This window comes from Psychrobacter sp. TB20-MNA-CIBAN-0197 (assembly GCF_040309765.1).
Lineage (GTDB): Bacteria > Pseudomonadota > Gammaproteobacteria > Pseudomonadales > Moraxellaceae > Psychrobacter > Psychrobacter submarinus.
Window position 1 is genome coordinate 1 of record NZ_JBEOPC010000011.1, and the last position, 22,077, is coordinate 22,077.

Annotated in this window: 18 protein-coding genes; 4 read left to right on the top strand and 14 right to left on the bottom strand. The window is 45.6% G+C overall.

The annotated features are described in order from the left end of the window. Positions 1-310: 310 nt before the first annotated feature. The 4 genes from fusA to AAEY83_RS04875 form a co-directional block, all read right to left on the bottom strand. A complete protein-coding gene (gene fusA, locus AAEY83_RS04860) occupies positions 311-2,434 on the bottom strand; it encodes an elongation factor G (RefSeq protein ID WP_025646356.1) in 2,124 nt (707 codons plus the stop codon). Between the two features lie 351 nt (positions 2,435-2,785). Next, on the bottom strand, positions 2,786-3,259 hold the full coding sequence (gene rpsG, locus AAEY83_RS04865) for a 30S ribosomal protein S7 (RefSeq protein WP_025646354.1): 474 nt from the start codon (positions 3,257-3,259) through the stop codon (positions 2,786-2,788). 193 nt (positions 3,260-3,452) lie between these two features. Further along, entirely contained in the window at positions 3,453-3,827 is a 375-nt protein-coding gene (rpsL, locus tag AAEY83_RS04870) for a 30S ribosomal protein S12 (RefSeq protein ID WP_025646352.1), read from the bottom strand. A gap of 354 nt (positions 3,828-4,181) precedes the next feature. Beyond that, on the bottom strand, positions 4,182-5,336 hold the full coding sequence (locus AAEY83_RS04875; protein WP_025646350.1) for an EcsC family protein: 1,155 nt from the start codon (positions 5,334-5,336) through the stop codon (positions 4,182-4,184). A 519-nt stretch (positions 5,337-5,855) separates the two neighbouring features. Between AAEY83_RS04875 and AAEY83_RS04880 the strand changes: the two genes are divergently transcribed. Both AAEY83_RS04880 and AAEY83_RS04885 read left to right on the top strand, forming a co-directional pair. Next, positions 5,856-7,091 (top strand): beta-ketoacyl-ACP synthase II, encoded by a 1,236-nt coding sequence (locus AAEY83_RS04880; protein ID WP_025646348.1) that lies wholly within the window; start codon positions 5,856-5,858, stop codon positions 7,089-7,091. Positions 7,092-7,094: 3 nt separating this feature from the next. Continuing rightward, the gene (locus AAEY83_RS04885) at positions 7,095-8,777 is read left to right on the top strand and encodes an anthranilate synthase component I family protein (RefSeq protein ID WP_051397478.1); all 1,683 of its coding nucleotides are present in this window, start codon (positions 7,095-7,097) and stop codon (positions 8,775-8,777) included. A 31-nt stretch (positions 8,778-8,808) separates the two neighbouring features. Here AAEY83_RS04885 and hisC read toward each other — a convergent pair whose 3' ends face one another. The 8 genes from hisC to AAEY83_RS04925 all read right to left on the bottom strand — a co-directional run bounded on the left by hisC (position 8,809) and on the right by AAEY83_RS04925 (position 17,174). Continuing rightward, entirely contained in the window at positions 8,809-9,909 is a 1,101-nt protein-coding gene (hisC, locus tag AAEY83_RS04890) for a histidinol-phosphate transaminase (protein ID WP_025646344.1), read from the bottom strand. A gap of 186 nt (positions 9,910-10,095) precedes the next feature. Beyond that, entirely contained in the window at positions 10,096-11,391 is a 1,296-nt protein-coding gene (gene hisD / locus AAEY83_RS04895) for a histidinol dehydrogenase (RefSeq protein ID WP_025646342.1), read from the bottom strand. Between the two features lie 199 nt (positions 11,392-11,590). Beyond that, positions 11,591-12,286, bottom strand: a complete 696-nt coding sequence (gene hisG, locus AAEY83_RS04900; protein ID WP_025646340.1) for an ATP phosphoribosyltransferase — start codon at positions 12,284-12,286, stop codon at positions 11,591-11,593. Positions 12,287-12,423: 137 nt separating this feature from the next. Beyond that, positions 12,424-13,692 carry a UDP-N-acetylglucosamine 1-carboxyvinyltransferase gene (murA, locus tag AAEY83_RS04905; RefSeq protein WP_025646338.1) on the bottom strand — a complete coding sequence of 423 codons (1,269 nt, stop codon included), beginning with the start codon at positions 13,690-13,692 and terminating at the stop codon, positions 12,424-12,426. A 107-nt stretch (positions 13,693-13,799) separates the two neighbouring features. Next, on the bottom strand, positions 13,800-14,051 hold the full coding sequence (locus AAEY83_RS04910) for a BolA family protein (protein ID WP_037059357.1): 252 nt from the start codon (positions 14,049-14,051) through the stop codon (positions 13,800-13,802). Positions 14,052-14,289: 238 nt separating this feature from the next. Further along, a complete protein-coding gene (locus tag AAEY83_RS04915; protein ID WP_025646335.1) occupies positions 14,290-15,255 on the bottom strand; it encodes an alpha/beta hydrolase in 966 nt (321 codons plus the stop codon). 255 nt (positions 15,256-15,510) lie between these two features. Then, positions 15,511-16,380, bottom strand: coding sequence for a BON domain-containing protein (locus tag AAEY83_RS04920; protein ID WP_227501945.1), 870 nt, complete (start codon positions 16,378-16,380; stop codon positions 15,511-15,513). Positions 16,381-16,655: 275 nt separating this feature from the next. Then, positions 16,656-17,174: a YraN family protein gene (locus AAEY83_RS04925; RefSeq protein WP_025646331.1), complete on the bottom strand. Its 519-nt coding sequence runs from the start codon at positions 17,172-17,174 to the stop codon at positions 16,656-16,658. 103 nt (positions 17,175-17,277) lie between these two features. On the opposite strand from AAEY83_RS04925, the gene rsmI reads away from it, so the two are divergent. After that, on the top strand, positions 17,278-18,225 hold the full coding sequence (gene rsmI / locus AAEY83_RS04930) for a 16S rRNA (cytidine(1402)-2'-O)-methyltransferase (RefSeq protein ID WP_025646330.1): 948 nt from the start codon (positions 17,278-17,280) through the stop codon (positions 18,223-18,225). An 83-nt stretch (positions 18,226-18,308) separates the two neighbouring features. Then, entirely contained in the window at positions 18,309-19,328 is a 1,020-nt protein-coding gene (locus tag AAEY83_RS04935; RefSeq protein WP_025646328.1) for an adenosine kinase, read from the top strand. A gap of 137 nt (positions 19,329-19,465) precedes the next feature. Here AAEY83_RS04935 and AAEY83_RS04940 read toward each other — a convergent pair whose 3' ends face one another. Beyond that, positions 19,466-20,773, bottom strand: a complete 1,308-nt coding sequence (locus tag AAEY83_RS04940; RefSeq protein ID WP_025646326.1) for an O-acetylhomoserine aminocarboxypropyltransferase/cysteine synthase family protein — start codon at positions 20,771-20,773, stop codon at positions 19,466-19,468. A gap of 234 nt (positions 20,774-21,007) precedes the next feature. Continuing rightward, entirely contained in the window at positions 21,008-21,709 is a 702-nt protein-coding gene (gene nfuA / locus AAEY83_RS04945) for a Fe-S biogenesis protein NfuA (RefSeq protein WP_025646324.1), read from the bottom strand. Between the last annotated feature and the right edge of the window lie 368 nt (positions 21,710-22,077).

A 22,077-nucleotide genomic window follows, 5' to 3' on the forward strand; every position in this document is an offset into this window, starting at 1 on the left:
CCGATGGTGCCGACGTTGACGTGGGGCTTGTTGCGTTCAAACTTGGCCTTTGCCATGAGTGTATCCTTTTTTATTGGGGTAAGCTTCTAGGTCTATAATTATGAGATAACTCATATAAAACGACTAAGATAATGCTGACCACATTGAAATAAATGTTTAGAGGTGCACTTAGTGTGCAGATATTATAAGAAAATAACCACCAATAACAAGTCTTTTAACTAATTATTGGTGTATTTCTAATAACTGTATATCTATAACAGTATAGAGGTCTTATATATAAGGGCGCTCTATACTGTCGTAAGCAAGCTAATTACTCATCATCATTAGAGTTGAACTTAGAGATGATTTCAGCAGCAACAGACTTTGGAATTTCCGCGTACTTTTGGAATTCCATTGAGTAAGTCGCGCGGCCTTGTGACATTGAGCGCATTTGCGTAGCATAACCAAACATCTCAGCTAATGGTACTTCAGCACGGATCTGCTTAGTACCACCAGGCAGATCTTCCATGCCTTGAACCATACCACGGCGACGGTTTAAATCACCCATGATGTCGCCCATGTAGTCTTCTGGCGTCTCAACTTCAACTTTCATGACTGGCTCTAGTAGCGCAGGGTTTGCTGCCATAAAGCCTTTTTTGAAAGCCATAGAACCTGCCATTTTGAATGACAATTCATCAGAGTCAACGTCATGGTATGAACCATCGTATAACGTTGCTTTTACGCCAACCACTGGGTAGCCAGCAAGGACGCCGTTTTGCATACGTTCTTGGATACCTTTGTCGACCGCACCGTGATACTCTTTTGGTACCACACCACCAACAACTTCTTCAGCGAATTCGTACTCAACATCACCTGCTGGATCAAGTGGCTCAAGACGTAACCAAACGTGACCGAATTTACCACGACCACCAGTCTGACGAACGAACTTGCCTTCTTGTTCGACAGTTTCACGAATCGTTTCGCGATAAGCAACTTGCGGTGCACCGATGTTGGCTTCAACATTGAATTCACGCTTCATACGGTCAACCAAGATCTCTAAGTGAAGCTCACCCATACCACTGATGATAGTCTGACCAGACTCTTCGTCAGTATGTACACGGAACGACGGATCTTCTTTTGCCAAGCGGCCTAGAGCGATTGACATTTTTTCTTGGTCAGCTTTAGTCTTTGGCTCAACAGCAAGGCTGATAACTGGATCTGGGAATTCCATACGCTCAAGCGTAATAACGTTTTGCTCATCACATAACGTGTCACCAGTACCAACGTCTTTCATACCGACTAAAGCAGCGATGTCACCAGAGCGGATCTCTTGTAGCTCTTCTTGCGAGTTAGCATGCATCTCAACGATACGGCCGATACGCTCACGCTTCATCTTAACTGGGTTATAAACACTGCTACCCTGCTGCATAACGCCTGAGTAAACACGAACGAAGGTTAAGTTACCAACGAACTTGTCATTCATGATCTTAAACGCTAGTGCGGCAAACGGCTGATCATCAGACGCTTCACGGAAGCCTTCAGACTCTTCTTTGTCATCAAGAATACCGCGGATTGCTGGTACATCATGCGGCGCAGGCATATAACGAATAACTGCGTCTAGCATTTTTTGGACGCCTTTGTTTTTAAAGGCAGTACCACAAAGCATTGGGATGATTTCGTTAGCGATAGTACGCTCGCGAATAGCGTTATGAATCTCATCTTCAGACAGCTCGCCGTCTTCTAGGTATTTATTCATAAGTTCTTCAGAAGCTTCAGCGGCAGTCTCAACCAACATCTCGCGATATTCTTCTGCTTTAGCTTGCAGCTCGCTTGGGATCTCACGCTCTTCAAACGTCATACCCTGAGTTTCAGTATCCCAATAGATAGCTTTCATAGTGATAAGATCGATAACACCTTCAAAATCTTCTTCTTTACCGATTGGAATAACGACCGGTACTGGGTTACCACCAAGACGAGTTTTCACTTGTTCTACAGCACGATAAAAATCAGCACCAACACGGTCCATCTTATTGACGAACGCTAGACGTGGTACTTTGTACTTGTTTGCCTGACGCCATACAGTTTCAGACTGTGGCTGAACGCCGCCTACTGCACAGTAAACCATACAAGCCCCATCAAGGACACGCATAGAACGCTCAACTTCAATGGTGAAGTCAACGTGACCTGGGGTATCGATAATGTTGATGCGATGTTCATCAAACTGTTGATCCATACCTTTCCAGAAACAAGTCGTCGCAGCTGAGGTGATCGTGATACCACGCTCCTGCTCTTGTTCCATCCAGTCCATAGTTGCGCCACCATCATGAACTTCACCGAGTTGGTGGTTTTTACCAGTATAGAATAAAATACGCTCAGTCGTGGTAGTCTTACCAGCGTCAATATGCGCTGAGATACCAATATTACGATAGCGCTTTAAGGGAGTTTTACGAGCCATAGTATTTTCCTAGGGAAATTCGTGTATGAATTAAGGTGTTGTGTCTCTACCCCATACTCTGTAACAAAGCCGTCAACTTTATAGTATGACTTACTGATTATTGGACCTGATACGGACAAACAAGAGCAAATACTAAGAATATAGTGGTATAAATTTTGGGATACTCTTTAGTAAGAACCAGCTAGGAGTAGACCTATAAAGATGCCTATATAAAGAAATATCTTGATAGATGTCCGCCACCTGGAGGCTTTAGCAGTATAAAGCTAAGTATAATAAGCTTAGCGGTATGCCACTAAATAACCGTTAACGATGGCGACAATCAATAGAATAAAACAATTATAAGAATATCGCTTAGAAGCGGTAATGCGAGAACGCTTTGTTGGCATCAGCCATACGGTGAACTTCATCACGCTTCTTCATAGCATTACCTTTACCTTCTGAGGCATCGCTTAGCTCACCGGCAAGGCGCAAAGCCATAGATTTTTCAGAACGCTTAGCAGCGGCTTCCGCTAACCAACGCATAGCCAAGGCAGTACGACGGGAGGGGCGTACTTCCATTGGTACTTGGTAGGTTGCACCACCAACACGGCGAGCTTTTACTTCGACCATTGGGCGAACGTTTTCTAGCACTTCTTCGAAGAAAGATACTGGATCTTCGATGTTACGCTTTTCGCTTACCGTCTCAAGAGCACCATATACGATACGCTCAGCAGTAGATTTTTTACCATCGTTCATCACGTGGTTGATGAATTTGGCGATAGTTTGGCTACCAAACTTAGGATCCGGTAGGATCTCACGGGTAGCTACGACGCGACGTCTTGGCATAATAAATTTCCTTGTCTTCAGGAGAGTCTGACATTCATAATCTCAAGCTGCATCTATAAGAGCAGAGCTATCCATTATCAGTCAGCCTTACTGCATAGTGGTATGTTTAATAGCAAAATCACTGAGTGAGTTTTGTCTAGTAACACCAAACCTATGCACAGTTAAATGGGTAATGCAAAAAGCTCAGCTTACATTAAGCTTTTGGCTTTTTGGCACCGTACTTAGAACGACCTTGCTTACGGTCTTTTACGCCTGCGCAGTCAAGTGCACCGCGAACGGTGTGATAACGTACACCTGGTAGATCTTTTACACGACCACCACGGATAAGCACAACGCTGTGCTCTTGTAGGTTATGACCTTCGCCGCCGATATAGCTTGATACTTCATAACCTGAAGTTAAGCGAACACGGCATACTTTACGCATAGCTGAGTTAGGTTTTTTTGGTGTAGTCGTATAAACACGAGTACATACACCGCGGCGCTGTGGGCACGCTTGCAACGCAGGAACTTTTGACTTTTCCTTGATGGTTTTGCGACCCTTACGAATCAATTGGTTAGTTGTTGCCATAAGGCATCCTTCTCCCGTTTGGTATAAAACAAAAAAATGGGCCAATCTGCCGAGCAATCCACGATAATCGTAAATATTGGCAGTACCCATTTTTAGGACAGTATATTATAAAGAGTTGTTGCTGCTATTTCAACTACTTATCAGCGATTTCACTTTACAACTATTCTTGAATGTGCAATAAGTCTTTAACCTGTAATAAGCTAAATTAACTTGTCCATACTAAATGGCGATACTGAGCTATTTTTCAAGAGCGGTAACGATATTACCAACCATATCCTACCTTTAGCCCTTTTATTCATCAGTATCGCCTTTTGGCTTAGTGTCTGTTTTAGCACCTACATGAATCTGCTAAAGCTACTTATTGGCTTGAGCTTGTTGCTTATCTTGCTTAGCCTCATCGCTCTTGGCATTATTATCAGTTTTTTTATCATCTGCACCGCTCTTATCGTTAGTTTGCTTGTTATCGTCTGACGTCTTAGCAGATTCTTTGTCGCTTTGCTTATCTTGCTCAGTCTTGTCTTTTTTATTGCTATCAGAGGTTTCAACTTTAGCTTCGCTGCCACTGTCATCGGTAATGGCTTTATTAGCAAGCTTAGGCTCAGGCCCGAAGGTCGCTTGTGCTACGCCAATGACTTCGTCAATTAAGCTACTGTTATAACGCATACCAACAATGACAGCAGTCGCTGGCAAAAAGCGGCGCAACCAAGATAGATTAATTTGATCTAAATCGATACCCACTTGTCCGGCGATATTATCGACTTGTTCGGCGTAGTAATTGACGTTTTTATTTTTTAGACCTAAGTTTTGCAGCTCGTTATGCAAACCGCGGCTTTGTGCATTATCAAGTAACTGTTTACCTACGCCAATACCTGCAAGCAGAGCCTGCTTTTCTTGCATTTTACTCAGATCGGCTGCAGAGAGTAGCTCATAAGCCATCTTTACCCCTTGCTTGCCAGTCAACGGCTTATCATAAACGGCAGCGAGCTGATACACGGTGCGTAGTGATACTAATAATAGCCATAAAGTATCGGCGAGCAAACCTGGCAGACCTGCAAGACCAGTAATACCGCCTAATGTCGCTAAAGCACGGTTTTGGTTAGCGATATCAGTGGCAAGTGCGTAGCGCTGCTCCTCATCTAAGCTCGATATATCCGCAAAACGATGCTCGTTGGGTAGATCTAAATGACTCCAACTAGCAGCAAGGTTGGCAATTTGTGCAAAGGCGCTATCGATAGTTGATTGAAAAAGACTATTAGGCACTATCTTTTTGGCATACTTACCATAAGTGGCAAAACGCGTACCGATCAGCTGCTGGGTGGCCTTTAGTGTCTGCTCACGAAATAGGTCTTGCTGATAATCTTCATCACCTAAATTAACGGCTTTATATTGACGCGGCTTGCCTGCCTTGGCGTTCGCGCTATCGATAAAAGCGCCCATACGCTCAAGATTATCACGAGTGAAATGACCGATAGTACTAATACCTTTAGAGAGGGTGTTACGCTTTGCCATAGTTATGTCCTTAAATTGACAGGGTTAGTAAGCAGAATGTTATTGTTAGCACCTATTATTTTATAGGGTAAGTGCTCTATATTTTGAGCTTTTATAGCTTAACCTTTAATAAGCTTGTAAATTAAAAGATTAGAGGCTTTACTACAGTTACATTTATTAGAGTAGCTAATTCTCATAATGGCTGTCAGTGTGAACAATGTTATTGAGAACATAAAGTTTGTATCTTCTACTTTCTGTTAACGACTTTATAGTAGGTCATAATCAATAACTAACAATGATCTTAACAAAGCTTACCAGTTTGAGTTTTAACGTCTGACAATTCACTATTAATCAAACATACTTATCAGTCAGTAAAATATATTGCATATCTTGTGCATCATTATAGTCGGAACTAAGGTATCATTGTATGACTTTATCTGAGGTTCAGATTGGGTTGGATTGTGAATAATCTAGCTGACAAATAGTCTTGTACAACCGATCTGAAAATCGTAAAAACACCATTATTACAAGGAATAGAATATGCGCCGAGTGGTTATTACAGGAGCTGGGATCGTCTCTTGCATCGGTCACGATTTGGCCCGCGTTACTCAGTCTCTAAAAGAAGGACAATCTGGTATCACCTTCAATGAGTCCTATGCCGAGCATGGATTTAAGTCGCAAGTGAGCGGTAGTATCGACAAAACGGCATTAGATACCGCCAAGATCGATCGTAAGCTCAAGCGCTTTTTTAGCGATGCTAGCCTCTATGCTTATGTCAGCGCCTTAGACGCTATCGAGCAATCAGGCTTATCTCTTGAGACGATTAATAACAATCCGCGTGTGGCCTTAGTCGCCAGCTCAGGTGGCGCCTCGACCGAGAGTATCGTCAACGCAGTAGAGGCCATGCGCGAAAAAGGTCTGCGCGGTGTTGGCGCTATGGCAGTACCCAAAACGATGGGCAGCTCAGTCTCCGCGGCATTAGCAACTGGCCTGAAGATTCAAGGTGTCTCCTACTCTCTTACCTCTGCTTGCGCCACCTCAACGCACTGTATCGGTCATGCCGCTGAGCTCATTCAGCTCGGCAAAGCAGATGTGGTGCTTGCAGGCGGTAGTGAGGCGGAGCACTGGACGCAGTCTTGTATGTTCGATGCGATGGGCGCAGTTAGCACCCAGTATAACGATACACCAAAGCTGGCTTCTCGTGCTTATGACAAAGACCGTGATGGCTTTGTGATTGCTGCTGGCGGCGCGATGCTAGTGGTTGAGAGCCTTGAGCACGCTGAGGCACGCGGCGCTCATATCTTAGCCGAGATCGTCGGTTATGGCGCAAGCTCCGATGGAGCGCAGATGGTCGCGCCTAGCGGTGAGGGTGCGGTACGCTGCATGCAACAAGCGCTGAATGACGCAGGTTTAAAGAGCGTCGATTATATCAATACTCATGGTACGAGCACGCCGCTAGGGGATATCACTGAACTGCAAGCTATCGCCAAAGTATTCGGTGGCGATATCAGTCAAGTCCCGCCGATAAGCTCTACTAAATCCATGACCGGTCATAGCTTAGGCGCAGTCGGCGCGCAAGAGCTGATTTACTGCTTGTTGATGCTGAAAGAAGGCTTTATCGCCCCAAGCATCAATGTCGACACTCTAGATGAAGACGCTACTGGTTTCGATATCGTCACCCAAAAGCGTGAAACCAAGCTCAAGACATTGATGAGTAATAGCTTCGGTTTTGGCGGTACCAATGCAACTTTGATTATTAAAGAATTTACTGCTTAATTTATGAGTACTGAACACCCTACAATCAATGCAGCGCCCAATGAGACGCCAGCTATGTTTAATCATAGCTGGCGTTTTGGCGACTTGTGTGCCGCAGAGTTACTGCCTGTACTACAGCAGCATCTAATAGCCAAAGACAGCGCGGCAAACTGGCAACTGGTTTGGCTCGCTAATGACGACGAGCCAGTCATCGGTCTACTACCTAAAGTCAGCTGGCAGCTTTATTTTGCGCCAGATTCGCAAGCAACTTATCAGCTGATGCAAACGTTTCGCGACGATTCTATGACGTCAACTGTAGCAAACATCACTTATGAGGCTTGGCAACAGCAGCTCATCGATTATTGTAGAGATTATGAGAAAGTGGAAAAAAGGCGAAAAAAAGTAGCGCAAACTACGTCAAGCTCGCCGCGCTATCATCATGGCCTCATTGGATTTATCGGTTATGACATCGCCGCGCAGGACTTAAGCCCAGCGGTCACTATGACAAATGCTGAGTCGCCGCTTGCTGCACTCGGTCATTATGATATCTATTTAACTAGAAATGTAGACAACAATATAAACAACAAAGCTAATGGGACAATCTGGTCGCTAAGCTGCAAATCGACTGACAACTCAGACAAGGCAATAAAAGACAACCACTTAGAGCAGCTCGTCTCTTATCTTAATGCTTTAGAACATAAGCTTACTAAACATGGTCAAGCGGAAACCTTATCTGAGCACAAAGAGTTGAGTCAGCTGTATCCGCTATTAACCCCTTTAAAGCTGACACCTCAGTGGCAAAAAAGTGACTATAAACAAGCGTTTGCGCAAACCCAGCACTACCTGCAGCAAGGCGACTGCTATCAAATCAATCTGACCCAAGCTTGGCAAGGGCAGTTAGCATCTTCGGCAAATAATGAGCAAGATCTGACAACAACACTAAGCTTAATGGACTATCTGCCAAGCTTACAGCGTAATACACAAGCGCCTTTTGCCGGTTATATGAGCGTCAACTCTTTAAACAACGATTCGCTAAATCAAGCAGATTTTGAATTACTAAGCTGCTCACCAGAGTTGTTTTTTACCTTTAGTAAAGACGCTATTAGCGACAAGCACGCCATCACCACTAAGCCGATAAAAGGTACCATGCCGCGCGGTATCACTACGGAGGAAGATGCAACCTTTAAACAGCAGCTTTTAAGCAGCGATAAAGATCGCGCTGAAAATGTGATGATCGTCGACTTACTACGCAACGACTTGGGAAAATACGCTAAAACAGGCTCAGTAAAAGTACCGCAGTTATTTGCTATTGAGAGCTTTAGTAATGTTCATCACATGGTCAGCACTATCACCGCTGAGCTAAAGGCAGACACCCATCCGCTAGCGGTATTATTTGGCAGTCTGCCGGCAGGCTCCATCACCGGTACCCCTAAAAGACGCGCGGTTGAGATTATATCGGAGCTAGAAATAGCGCCGCGTGGCGCATATTGTGGCACTATGGGTTATATGAATTTCGATGGTAGTGGGCAATGGAATGTGCTGATTCGCACCTTGCAGGCCGCAAGGCTAGAAGACGGTAGTAAATCCGTGCGTTTGTGGGCAGGTGGCGGTATTACGGTTGCCTCAGATATAGACGCTGAGTATCAAGAGTGCTTAGATAAAGTGGGCAACCTGCTTGCAGTATTGGCGCAAGCGGATTGCTCATAAAGACTTATCTTAATAGACAAACTCAGTGCTTTTATTGAGCCGCTAGCTCCTTTAGTGCGGTAATAAGACGCTGTTGCTGCTCAGCGGTTCCTACCGTAATACGCAGATACTCTTGTATACGCGGCGTATCAAAGTGTCTGACAATAATGCCTTGCTCGCGTAACGCGCTTGCTATACCGATAGCGTCACCATCATGAGGACGCGCAAAGACAAAGTTGGCCTGTGATGGCAACACCTCAAAACCTAAAGCCTTCAATTCGGCAGTCAAAGAATGACGCAAATCAATCACTTGCTGACAAGTCTGCTCAAAGTACTCGGTATCTAAAACACTAGCTCTCGCGCCAGCTTGTGCCAGCTTATCTAACGGATAGCTATTGAAGCTATTCTTCATGCGTGTTAACGCTTCAACTAACGAAGGGTTACCAAAGGCCATCCCTACTCTGAGGCCAGCGAGCGAGCGTGACTTTGAGAAGGTTTGAGTCACTAATACATTATCTAGCTCGTTAATCAGGCTCACCGCCGAAACGGTCGCGCCAGCTTGTGCAAAATCAATATAAGCTTCATCTATGACAATAGTGGCATTGGGATGCTCGCTCGCAAGCTTACGAATATCTGCAAGCGAAAGTAACAAGCCGGTTGGCGCATTAGGGTTAGCAATGATGATACCACTGCAAGGCTGACGATACGCATCAGGATCAATACTAAAATCCGCTTCTAGCGCGATCTTTACCAACTCAACTCCAAAAGTCTGGGCATATACTGGATAAAAACTATAGCTGATATCCGGCGCTAGCAGTGGCCGCTCTTTCATAAAAAAACTGGCAAATATTAACGCCAGCACTTCATCAGAGCCATTACCGACGAAGACTTGATTGATATCTAGGTCATAAGCTCTCGCTAAAGCGCCACGTAAGTCGTCAGATTCAGGCGCAGGATATAAGCGCAGCTCTTCAGCTTGCTGGGTAAGTACGGCGCTGATTGCTGCAGCAACTTTTGGTGAAGGCGGAAATGGGTTTTCGTTGGTATTAAGCTTACATAAGTTATTGTGCTGCGGCTGCTCACCGGGAATGTAAGGTGATAAATTACGCGCTTTACCGGACCATAGCCTAGTATCTACCTTTAATTCACTCATAAATGACCCTACTCTTATTCTACTCTAACAACCCTGTTACCCATATCGTAACACTGTTAGAAATCCTCAATTAATAAACAAGTTAAAATTAGCGCTGGTTTGACGACTTTTTTTAGTTTTAGATCGTTTATTATATCTATTATTACGTTTGTATTTTTGCGCTATTATTCAACTATTGATAAAGCCTTACTGGTAACGATAACGAGCCGAGCGCGCATGCGCTTCTAAATCTTCACGCTGCGCTAAGATATCAGCAGTCTGGGCTAATGGCTTACTGCCGCCTTCACTGCAATAAATGATAGAGGATTTTTTTTGAAAATCATACACCCCTAGCGGTGATGAAAATCTCGCCGTGCCTGAAGTCGGCAAGACATGATTAGGTCCTGCGCAGTAGTCACCAATGGCCTCTGGCGTATAACGACCCATAAATATTGCCCCTGCATGACGCACCTCATTAAGCAGGCTATCTGGATCATCAACAGACAGCTCTAAGTGCTCAGGTGCAATACGGTTAATCAGCGCCATACCATCTTGTCTATCTTTGACCAGTATCAAAGCGCCGCGGCTTTTGAGAGAGTCGCGCGCGATATCGGCTTTAGGTAACTCTGCTAGCGCCTTGTCAATCTCCGCCGCAACTTCAGCTAACTGCTCACTACTCGTAGTGACAAAGATAGCTTGGGCAATACGGTCATGCTCAGCCTGCGATAATAAGTCCATCGCAAGCCAGTCTGCGCGATCAGCCGCCTCGCCTTCGGCATAAACCAGCACCTCAGAGGGACCGGCAATCATATCGATACCCACTTGACCGAAGACGGCACGCTTCGCCGCGGCAACATATTTGTTACCCGGTCCGGTGATTTTATCTACTTGCGGAATGGTTTCAGTACCATAAGCCAAAGCAGCTACCGCCTGCGCTCCTCCTACCGTAAAGACCCGATCCACTTCTGCTAAATGCGCAGCGGCTAGTACCAAAGGATTGAGCACACCATTAGGCGCAGGTACCACCATGATGACTTCTTTAACGCCTGCGACTTTTGCAGGAATAGCATTCATAAGTACTGAGGAAGGATAAGAGGCTAAGCCGCCAGGAACATAGATACCAACGCGATCAAGCGGCGTGACTTTTTGGCCCAAACGATTACCTAGCTCGTCTTCATAGTGCCAACTGTCTTGTACTTGGCGCTCATGAAACGTCTTCACTCGCGTGGCGGCCGTGTTCAGCGCTTCTTTTACTTCAGTATCAAGCGTGGTAAAAGCTTTTACTAAAGCTTCTTGTGAGACTTCAAGCTCTGGCATTGTGGTTGCAGGATGTTGATCAAATTTTTGCGTTAACGCTAATACTTCACTATCGCCATGAGCACGCACCTGCGCGATAATATCATCAACCGTCTGTAATAAATCGCCGTCATTGACGGTCTCAAAAGCAAGCAAGGTAGATAGCTGCTGCTCAAAGTCGCTATCTTGAGTCGTCATTTGGCGCATAACTGATTCCTATAGTTGGTACACTTCAAAACCGGTTTAGGGCTACTGTAATGAGTTTTTGCAGAGCCTATAAAAAAGCGAGTAGAGTAAAACTAGTGTAGCACGCCCTATATACGATGAGCCACTAAACGGGTTGCGACGCTTCAATAATAAGGTTTGATATTATTAATGGCTAAAACCTTTAATGGCTAAAACCTTGTTAAGAGGTGGCTTTTATACTCTCTTTAAAACTATCTAAAATAGGCTCAAGTAAGGCAAATTTGCGCTTATAACTGACTTGATTGACGATCAGCCGCGAGGACACGTCACAGATATGATCGCGTGGCTCAAGACCGTTTGCAATCAAAGTATTACCAGTGTCGACCACATCGACGATCAAATCGCCTAAACCAACTAAAGGCGCAAGCTCCATCGAGCCATAGAGCTTGATGACATCGACTTGCTGGCCTTGACTGGCAAAGTAAGCGCGCGCAACATTGACATACTTAGTAGCGATGCGTAAACGGCGATTGGGTAAAGTAGCGCCTTTAACGCCAGCGGTCATCAGCTTGCACTGCGCAATGCGTAAGTCTAAAAGCTCATAGACATGATTGGCACCATGCTCAAGCAAGACGTCTTTACCCGCTACCCCAAAGTCAGCGGCACCATGCTCTACATAAGTCGGTACATCACTTGCTCGCAATATTAGAACGCGTACATTTGGATGAGTGGTTGGAAAAATAAGCTTGCGCGAGGCACTAGGGTCTTCTAACAAGTCCACCCCTGCGGCTTGTAACAGCGGCATGGTTTCATCAAGAATCCGGCCTTTAGAAAGCGCTAAAGTCAGACCATTAAACTCATTATCCACTTCGTTCAATAAAGCGTTATCTTGCTGTTTTTGATTATTTCCAGTCATAATTTTCAGTCATAGTATTTATAGAGTTTCGATAACATTTAAGCAATTAATGTCAATGTTATACATTCAGCGTCGACTAAAGGGTCTTCTATAGCAGTCTTATGGACTGTCCTTCAGTCAGCTTTTTATTATCAATATCAGTCGTTGCTGTTGATACGCTCGATGTTAACGCCTAAAGCGCGTAGTTTATTTTCGACATCTTCATAACCGCGATCGATATGATAAATACGGTCAATCAGGCTTTCACCTTCCGCTGACGCCGCCGCCATCACAAGCGACATAGAGGCACGCAGATCAGTTGCCATCACCGGCGCTGCGGTGAAATTCTCAACGCCTTTGACTACTGCCGTATGGCCATCAACTTGGATGGAGGCGCCCAAACGGTTGAGCTCTGGCACGTGCATATAGCGATTCTCAAAGATATTTTCAATAAAGGTACTTGTACCATCAGCAAGACAGGATATCGCCATGAGCTGAGCTTGCATATCGGTAGGAAAGCCTGGATGCGGCTGGGTACGAATATTAACCGGCTGCGGGCGCATACTCATCTGCGCGCGAATCCAGTCGTCGCCTGTGGTAATGATAGCGCCCATCGACTCAAACTTCTCGAGTACAGGAATCAACAATGCAGCTGATGTTTTTTTGGCTAATACATCACCGCGCGTCATCAATGCACCGGCTAGATAAGAACCAGTCTCGATACGATCAGGCACCACCGAATACTCGCAGCCATGCAGGCGCTCAACGCCTTCAATGGTCATCGTCGCGGTGCCAATGCCGCTTATTTTTGCGCCCATTGCTACAAGCATATTGGCCAAATCGACCACTTCTGGTTCGAGTGCACAGTTACCAAGCACTGTCGTTCCTTTGGCCAAAGCGGCTGCCATAATGACGTTCTCAGTACCGCCAACGGTCACCATATCGAACGAAAAATTACAGCCGATCAGCTTGCCGCCTTTTGGCGCTTGCGCTTTGACATAGCCATTTTCGACACTAATCTCAGCTCCCATCGCTTCAAAGGCTTTTAGATGCTGATCGACCGGGCGCGAACCAATCGCACAGCCCCCTGGCAAAGATACTTCAGCTTCACCAAAACGAGCAAGCAGTGGCCCCAACACCAAGATAGAAGCGCGCATCGTTTTCACTAAGTCATATGGCGCATAGAAATTATCTATGCTCGCAGTATCACAAGTCACCGTATCGCCATCTTTATGGATATCGATTCCCATACCACCGATTAGTCGAACCAAGGTGCGTACATCTTGTAAGGAAGGCACATTGTGCAGAGTCGTTGGTGTTTCGGCTAATATCATCGCCGCCAATAACGGCAAAGCGGCATTTTTAGCACCGGAGATAGTAACTTCACCTGCGATACGACTGCTGCCGGTAATTAAGAATTGATCCATAAAATGATAACCTAAGGGTAATTATAATAATAAGTAAAAGACACTAAAAAGAGCTTATGAATGTCAGCTAGTACGCTGAATGAATAAGCTAATTTAGGTGCGGCGCTTTAGCCTTTGGACTGCACTTCCCACTCGCTTGGCGTCAAGGCTTGAATATTGAGCGCATGTATATCACCGCTTGCAATCTTGTCATTAACTAGAGCATAGATAGCTTGTTGGCGCTGTACAGTACGCTTGCCCTCAAAGCTTGCATCCACCACGCGTACATCAAACTTATTACCTTGATTGGCAGCTTGAATAAAAGCGTCTGGATAGTGCTGTTGTAAAAATGCGATCAAATCATCAGCGTTCATGCTCATAACGTATCCTGTATTATTTAAGAAGTGTTATTTCAGTATTTTTATTGGGCGTGCGACATTATAACAAGAGTTTGACTCTCTTACAGTATTGTCTAGCACACTATTATCAAGCAGTAATTATTCGGCCCGCTAGCTATCAGCGGCGTATAAAACAACACCGTTAGCTAGCGCTGAAGCACTCAAACCATGTGCGATTTTATCAATAGGCTCAGAAGGCTCAGGTTTTTAATTCAGGTTTTTAGTTTAGCTGTTTGTCTAAGTAGCCCAACACCTGCGCCCGCACATCATTGACCCAGCGCAGTGGTGGCGCCATCGCCCCAATACTAGTGGCGTGACTCGCACCCTTGATCACGCCGTTTTCAACCGCAGCGCCGTAGTCTTTTAGCGCCTGAGTCATCTTCACTGTATTGGTGTCATGAACGGTTTCATCATTCTCGGCGGTCAATAATAAATAAGGCGGCTGAGGACCTTTAAGCTGTCGATCAGGCATCACCTCATCGGGGGTGGCATCATTGGCAAAGGCGCTAGAGCCGCCATACTTGCGAAAGTCGTAGCTATAAGGTCCGGCGATACCGATAACAGCGGCGATGTCGTCTGGGCTCACACCGTAAGGCGCTAAAAAATCCTCGTTGGACATAGCCGCGACTACATTGAACGCGCCAGCTGAGTGTCCGATCACCGCTAAGCGCTGTGGATCTGCATGCAAGCTTGTAGCATTGTTATAACTCCACGCGACAGCTTGCGCGGTGTCTTCTACAAAATCAGGATAGACGTGCTTGGGCGCTTTGCGATAATTAATCACTGCTGTGACATAACCGGCCTGAGCTAAGCTTTGACCGACAAAGGCATATTCTTCTTTACTACCACTTTCCCACGAGCCGCCATGGACAAAAACGACCATAGGATAAGTCTGGGCAATCTCTTGCTGAGACCTCATCGCTTGCGCTAAGGGCTTAGGGTAGTAAACATCTAAGTCCTGCGCTGACTCATCACCATATAAGATGTCTTTACTGACCGTAACACCGCCGCTCGCAGTCAGACCGTTGACTATCGCCAATGCGGATAGCGCTTGTGCTTGTTGAGTAGCTAGCATCACACCGCCAAACAAGGTCACGGCCGTCACTCCCATCTTGACGAGCTTAAATTGACGTGACGGTTTAGACGGGTCACTCGCTGATTGGGGCGTATCGGCTGGCTGCTTCATGGTCTACTGTCCTGTTATCCTGGGTTTATCCGTTAAGGTTGAGAAGATAGATTTTCTTATTCTTGCACTTTTGAAAATACTGAACTGCGAGCTTTAAAAGACTATTACCTCAATGACAGTAAATAGCTTAAGAGTTAAAGGTGATGGCGTCAGATAAATCCTGTGATAATGGTTAGCATTCTTGTGAAAACAACACTTTAAAGCTGCCAGTCAAATGGTAGGAACATATCGTCAATGTTCAGGTTATGCTAGCGGCTACTGGTCTTGATACAGATCAATATAAGGACTAGAGGATCTAGGCGCTGCCGGCGTCTCTACAGGAGCGTTAATAGGCTGCGCATTATCAGGGGTAGGCTCAATAATCGCGCTATTAGTAGAGACTGGTGCTGGAGTCCTAATAACTGCGGTGGCTTGCGGTATCGTGACATTTACGTTATTCGTCAAAGTCGGGTCAGTCATAATGTCCTCACCACTGATAGTCGCGCCTATATCATTGACTAAGGTTGTAAATAGCACAAGCTCTGTGATACCGGCTGTATCATTAGCAATATCGATTAAGTTACTTTGCTGCGTTGGCGTCATACGGCCCATGATATACACCACGCCGTTATTGGTGACCGCTTTGAGCTGCGAGGATTTTACCCCATCGCTCGCCGCGACTTTTGCCAGTAGCTTGGAGGTGATATAGCCATCTTGCACGGTTGAGCTATAACCGCGAGCGACACTGACGTTTAGCTCATTATAGACTTTACGCACGTCAGGCATCGACTTGACGACTTGCTCTATTTGCGTTTTGAGCGCCTCAGTAGGAACTTCCCCGCTCAGCAGCACTTCACTGTTGAAGCTATCTATACTCATCCGGCTGTTTTGCTGCAAATCTTGTTGTAAACCGTAGACATTAATTTTGGCCGTGTGCTCTATACTACGATCGAGCAGGCGCTGCGGAATAGTACGCTCAGTGACCGGTACGCCATAAGTACCATTAGTACTATTGGTTAGATAGTTAGTCGTACAGCCGGTTATCGCCAAGCTAGCCATCACTAAGCTTGTCATCATCATCTTGGCACACGTTTGACGACTTACTTGATGACTTAGAGCGTTTGAGAGAGCAGTGAGCGGGGACATCCTTATCATTATTGACCTCTTGGTGCATGATTGTTAAGCGTAATTGTTAGGCGTGATAGATACGATTTTATGATTTGCATAAGCCTTTAAGAGTCTAGCTACTTTACTTAATTTTCGCCGTGAGTAGTTAGGTTTTTGGTAACGATATCTGTTAGCGATTTAACTTATAGCCCTTATATTATAGTACCTGATGAACGATTTTTCATCGCAAGCACTGATGACTAAATGTTGATGGTTAGGCGTTGATGGCTAGGCGTTACTAAACAGGTATTTGGCTACCAAGCCTGTGCTGTAAAGGCCCCTTGTAGCCATTCTGGCCTCGCACTGCACGCCGCGCCTCTTGGCTTATTATAATTATCAGTCGTATACGTATTATAAGCAATGACATCAAAACGGCACTCATAATTGGCATAGTTAGGATGTTGCTGTAAAAAATACTTGGCGGTCTTAACAATCCTATTACGCTTAGCCGCTGTTATGCTAAGCGCGGCATCGCCAAAGTCAGATACTCGGCGCTGACGCACTTCGATAAATACTAAAGTCGACCAAGCTTTACCCGTCTCTAGCATCACTAAATCAAGCTCACCTACTTTGGGCTGTTGCCAGTTTTGAGCAATCAAGATAAGCCCTTTTGCTTGCAGAAACTCACACGCTTGCCGCTCATAATGACTGCCTTGGCGCTGCTTGGGCGAGGTCAATAGTAGCGGTTTATGTTCTGGTTTTTTATTGGGCTTTTTATCGCTCATAGCCTTGATTAGTCTGCGCAACATTTCAGAATTATCATAGCACAACATGCTAAACTAGCTAGGTTTTACCGTTTTTACTTTTGCTAAGCGGCACTACTTGCCCATAAGTTTAACTTTTTATTCTAATGATCTATAACGATTTGAGGTTTTCATGTCCACCCTTACAAAGATGCCAGCGTGTTTGTACATCGTTGCCACCCCTATAGGCAATCTTGCTGACATGACTGCGCATGCCATTGATATCTTAAAACAAGTCGATATCATCGCCTGCGAAGACACTCGCACCTCAGGTAAGCTGTTGTCACATTTCGGTATCGACACTAAAGCTGACAAGGCCAATGAGAGTGATGATAATCGTAAGAATGATAAGACAGAAGCACTCGTACAAAGCGACACACATAAAAAAGGCCATAATAAACTTTGGGCCTATCACGAGCATAATAGCGCGATTCAAACGCCCAAAATCATTGAGATGATCGAGCAAGGTCACAGTGTCGCGCTAATCAGCGATGCCGGTACGCCTTTGGTCAGTGACCCCGGCTATCAATTGGTACAGGCCGCTCATGATGCTGATGTTACTGTCTCCCCTATCGTTGGCGCCTCTGCGGCTATCGCTGCGCTCTCGGTCGCAGGTCTGCCCTCCGATAGATTTAGCTTCATTGGCTTTTTAAATGCCAAAACTCATGGTCGTCAAAAGCAGTTAGAGGCACTAAAAGCGCGGACAGAAACCTTAATATTTTATGAAGCGCCGCATCGTATTGTCGCAAGCTTGAGCGATATGGCCGCAGTATTTGGTCATGATCGCGCCGTCACTTTTTGCCGTGAGCTGACCAAAACTTTTGAGACAGTGCATAAAACGACGCTTGGCGATTTGGTTGAGTTTGTCAAAGCCGATGACAATCAGCAGCGCGGTGAAATAGTCGTCGTTGTCGCAGGTGAGGCTAGCGCTCAAGATAGCGACGACATGAGTATCCATGATGCGCTATTAGTGCGCCTACTCAAAGACTTGTCCGTAAAAAAAGCGGCAAGCTTAGCCTCCGATATCACTGGGGTCAAAAAAAATGCCTTATATCAGCGTTTACTTGAGCTACAAGCTTAGCATCCGTTACGATAACAACAGTCTGTATTTATATGCGTTTGTTTTAAAATAGCGCTCTAGCATTCAATTAGGAGAAGTCAGTCATGTACGATGTGATAGCAATAGGCAATGCATTGGTCGATCACGAATATGTGTTGAGCGATGCCGCCTTAGAAGAGACGGAATTAACCAAAGGAAACATGACGCTCGCGGCGTTTGAAGAGCAGCAGCAATTGCTGGCTTACTTTCAGTTGGCTGATATCGAACCGTCAAAACAAGCGGGCGGCGGCTCAGCGGCTAATGCTATGTATGCCTTTGCAAGCCTTGGCGGCAAGCCTTTTTATGCCTGCCGCGTCGGCGATGATGAAGCCGGACAATTCTACTTAGAGGACTTACATAACGCCGGCGTTGCCACCTCAGAGCGCTCGATACATAAAGGCGGCGTCACCGGCTCCTGCGTGGTAGCGGTGACCGATGATGGCGAGCGTACCATGCAGACTTATCTTGGTACCTCTGCTGATATCAGCGAGGAAAACGTCAACTTTGAGGCACTAACCAAGGCGGATTGGCTCTATCTAGAAGGCTATCTTGCCATGTCAGAAGGTATTCAGCCGGCTATGACTAAGCTGCGCCAACAGGCCGGTATTCATAACGCTAAAATAGCCGTCAGTTTCGCTGACCCTGCGGTAGTGAAGTTTGCCAAAGAAGGCCTACTCAACATGCTGGGTAATAAAGTTGCGGTGATATTTTGTAATAGCGAAGAGGCCAAGCTCTTCACTGAAAAAAAGCAGATCAAAGCCGCCGCTCGCGCACTCCTGAGCTACTGCCAAATTGCGGTAGTCACTGATGGCGCTAATGATACGATCATCGCGCACAAATCTGATAAGCAGAATAGTATCGATATTCACAAAGTCCCTACGCCAAAGGTTATCGACGTCATCGACACCAATGGTGCCGGAGACAATTACTCAGGGACTTTTTTGTATGCCTTATCGCAGCACTACTCCTTGCCTGAGTGTGGGCGTCTAGCCGGTGAGGTATCAGCGCAAGTGATTCAGCAGTTCGGTCCCCGCCTAGAGTCACAAGTCTATAAAGATATAGCGCGGCGGGTGCTCACTGCTTAAATAGCTTTGATTACTTTTTGCTTTAAGTGCTATTAACCTTAAGTATTAAAAAAATCCCATCTCTATTGCGAGATGGGATTTTTATTTTAGCGAATCATTTTATCTAACCAAAGATATAAAGAGAGCTATATAAAGCGCTAAGCTTTAGCCAAAGCTTGCTCAAGATCCGCTTTGATATCTTCGATATGCTCAATACCAATCGACAAGCGCACCATATCTTCAGTGACGCCCGCTTGCTCTAGCTCTTGACCGTTGAGCTGACGATGCGTGGTCGTCGCAGGATGGCTTGCCAGCGACTTGGCATCGCCGATATTGACCAAACGCGTAATCAGCTGCAGCGCATCGATAAAGCGCGCGCCAGCTTCACGGCCACCTTTTACACCAAAAGTCAAAATAGCTGACGGCGTGCCTTTCATGTATTTTTGCGCGAGCTTATGATCAGGATGATCGGCAAGGCCTGCATATTTAATCCAAGCGACTTTGTCATGACCCTTTAGGTACTCAGCGACCGCTTGCGCGTTCTCGACATGGCGCTCCATACGTAGGCTTAGAGTCTCAATGCCTTGCAAGATTCCAAAGGCGTTGAGCGGACTAAGCGCGGCACCGGTATTACGCAGCGGTGCCACCCGAGCGCGAGCAATAAAGGCCGCCGCGCCCACGTCTTTGACAAAATTCACGCCATGGTAGCTGGCATCTGGCTCATTTAATAGTGGAAAACGCTTAGGATGATCGCCCCAGTTAAACTGTCCACTATCGACAATAGCACCACCAATAGAGGTGCCTGTACCGCTCATGTATTTGGTGAGTGAATGAATGACGATATCAGCGCCGTATTCGAATGGACGGCAAATAGCAGGGGTAGCCACTGTGTTGTCAATGACTACTGGCACGCCATATTCGTGTGCGATGTCACTTACCGCTTGGATATCGATAATATTGCCCAGTGGATTACCGATACTCTCAGCAAATACCATCTTGGTTTTGTCATCGATCAGATCGCGAATGGCCTCAGGATTTTTATGATCAAAGAAGCGTACTTCGATGCCTTGACGCGGCAGCGTATGGGCAAAGAAGTTATAAGTACCGCCATACAAGGTTGATACCGCAACGATATTGTCGCCCATCTCACAGATGGTCTGCACCGCATAAGTAATCGCTGCCATCCCAGAGGCGACTGCTAGAGCGCCGATACCGCCCTCGAGCGCGGCAACTCGTTCCTCTAATACCGCATTGGTCGGGTTCATGATACGAGTATAAATGTTGCCCGCCACTTTTAGATCAAACAGATCAGCGCCGTGCTGAGTATCATCAAAAGCATAGGAGCTTGTGTGATAAATCGGTACGGCAACTGCCTTAGTGGTCTGCTCAACGCTGTAGCCGGCATGAATCGCTAGTGTCTCTAGACGCTGATTATGACTACCGTTTTCTGCATTTTCCTCGCTCATAACGTGCTCCTTATTTATTGTGCTCTGTTAGTTAATTGTGCTTCGTCCGTTCGTTAAAACCTCTAAAAAACCTCCGGATTAAGAGCCTATTTAGTGATATCCAAAGGTTAGGCATAAAAAAAGCTGAGTTAATCATAACCCAGCTTCCTTATGAAAAGAATAGCGATTTTTTTATTACTTAATGAATATATTTCATAAGTAATCATTTAATCTTATCTTATGCTTTCTAAGACCTTATTTGTAATATGCGTTTTCGGTACGAGTATGATCGGTCTCATCCACTACCTGTGTCAGCTCTGGAATCTGCTGCTTGAGCTGTACTTCAACGCCCTGACGAAGCGTCATATCGACTGCTGAGCAGCCCTGACAACCACCGCCAAACTTGAGTACTGCAGTCAAGCCAACGCCCTCTTCCTCAATCAGCTCTATAAGATCAACCATACCACCATGCGCGGCAAGACTTGGGTTAATCTCTGATTGCAGCACATAGTTGATACGCTCTTCAATACTAGCATCCGCGCCTACTTTTGGCACTTTCGAGTTCGGCGCACGGAAAGTCAGCTGCCCACCAAAGCGATCCTTATTGTAGTCAATCACCGCATCTTCTAAGTAAGGCACTGAGGCGGCATCGATAAAGGCTGCAAAATTATCATAGCTGAGCTTTAGATCAGCGCTATCTTCTTCGCCGGGCTGGTTGTAAGCCATACAGCACTCAGCACGCGGCGTGCCTGGATGCTCCACGAAGATACGCACACCGATACCGTCGGTATCTTGCTTAGATAATAACTCAGCTAGATACCCTTGCGCCGACTCGGTAATAGTAATATTACTTTTAGCTTCAGCTTGCTCGGTATCAAGTGCAGACTCAAACTCTGCTTCATTGCTGTTTACCTCATTACTGGTAGGGGCACTTGCGGTTGGGTTTTGATTACTCATAGTATTTCCTGTACGTTAAGACACCGATGCCTGATTGGGCACCTTAATGTCGTCAGTTTGCATACTTATCATTAAAACGGTTTTAATTGTAAAAACATTAAACGATTAGGGTCAAAATTAACTTATCGCAAAAATATCAGGGTATATTATGATTTTAATCCGTAGCATTTTTGCGAACTATTTTTTTGCTGAATAAAGACTTTAAACGCTATTATAACTTAAATAGACGTCAATTCCGACCTTGCTACTGTGATTTGGACTTGATTTGATCGTCATCGTTACTTTCTCTATATTAAGGCGCTAATGTGGATTATCAAGAGACTAACGTTATAAGATATGATGACTCGTTATTTAAGCGGCTTATTATT

Excerpts from the sequence above, each read along its gene's own strand:
- murA (WP_025646338.1), bottom strand. The coding sequence starts at position 13,692 with ATGGATCAATTCTTAATTACCGGCAGCAGTCGTATCGCAGGTGAAGTT.
- AAEY83_RS04880 (WP_025646348.1), top strand. The coding sequence starts at position 5,856 with ATGCGCCGAGTGGTTATTACAGGAGCTGGGATCGTCTCTTGCATCGGT.
- AAEY83_RS04875 (WP_025646350.1), bottom strand. The coding sequence starts at position 5,336 with ATGGCAAAGCGTAACACCCTCTCTAAAGGTATTAGTACTATCGGTCAT.
- rpsL (WP_025646352.1), bottom strand. The coding sequence starts at position 3,827 with ATGGCAACAACTAACCAATTGATTCGTAAGGGTCGCAAAACCATCAAG.
- AAEY83_RS04935 (WP_025646328.1), top strand. The coding sequence starts at position 18,309 with ATGTACGATGTGATAGCAATAGGCAATGCATTGGTCGATCACGAATAT.
- hisG (WP_025646340.1), bottom strand. The coding sequence starts at position 12,286 with ATGACTGGAAATAATCAAAAACAGCAAGATAACGCTTTATTGAACGAA.
- AAEY83_RS04910 (WP_037059357.1), bottom strand. The coding sequence starts at position 14,051 with ATGAGCATGAACGCTGATGATTTGATCGCATTTTTACAACAGCACTAT.
- rpsG (WP_025646354.1), bottom strand. The coding sequence starts at position 3,259 with ATGCCAAGACGTCGCGTCGTAGCTACCCGTGAGATCCTACCGGATCCT.
- rsmI (WP_025646330.1), top strand. The coding sequence starts at position 17,278 with ATGTCCACCCTTACAAAGATGCCAGCGTGTTTGTACATCGTTGCCACC.
- fusA (WP_025646356.1), bottom strand. The coding sequence starts at position 2,434 with ATGGCTCGTAAAACTCCCTTAAAGCGCTATCGTAATATTGGTATCTCA.
- hisD (WP_025646342.1), bottom strand. The coding sequence starts at position 11,391 with ATGCGCCAAATGACGACTCAAGATAGCGACTTTGAGCAGCAGCTATCT.
- AAEY83_RS04920 (WP_227501945.1), bottom strand. The coding sequence starts at position 16,380 with ATGTCCCCGCTCACTGCTCTCTCAAACGCTCTAAGTCATCAAGTAAGT.
- AAEY83_RS04940 (WP_025646326.1), bottom strand. The coding sequence starts at position 20,773 with ATGAGCGAGGAAAATGCAGAAAACGGTAGTCATAATCAGCGTCTAGAG.
- AAEY83_RS04885 (WP_051397478.1), top strand. The coding sequence starts at position 7,095 with ATGAGTACTGAACACCCTACAATCAATGCAGCGCCCAATGAGACGCCA.
- nfuA (WP_025646324.1), bottom strand. The coding sequence starts at position 21,709 with ATGAGTAATCAAAACCCAACCGCAAGTGCCCCTACCAGTAATGAGGTA.
- hisC (WP_025646344.1), bottom strand. The coding sequence starts at position 9,909 with ATGAGTGAATTAAAGGTAGATACTAGGCTATGGTCCGGTAAAGCGCGT.
- AAEY83_RS04925 (WP_025646331.1), bottom strand. The coding sequence starts at position 17,174 with ATGTTGTGCTATGATAATTCTGAAATGTTGCGCAGACTAATCAAGGCT.
- AAEY83_RS04915 (WP_025646335.1), bottom strand. The coding sequence starts at position 15,255 with ATGAAGCAGCCAGCCGATACGCCCCAATCAGCGAGTGACCCGTCTAAA.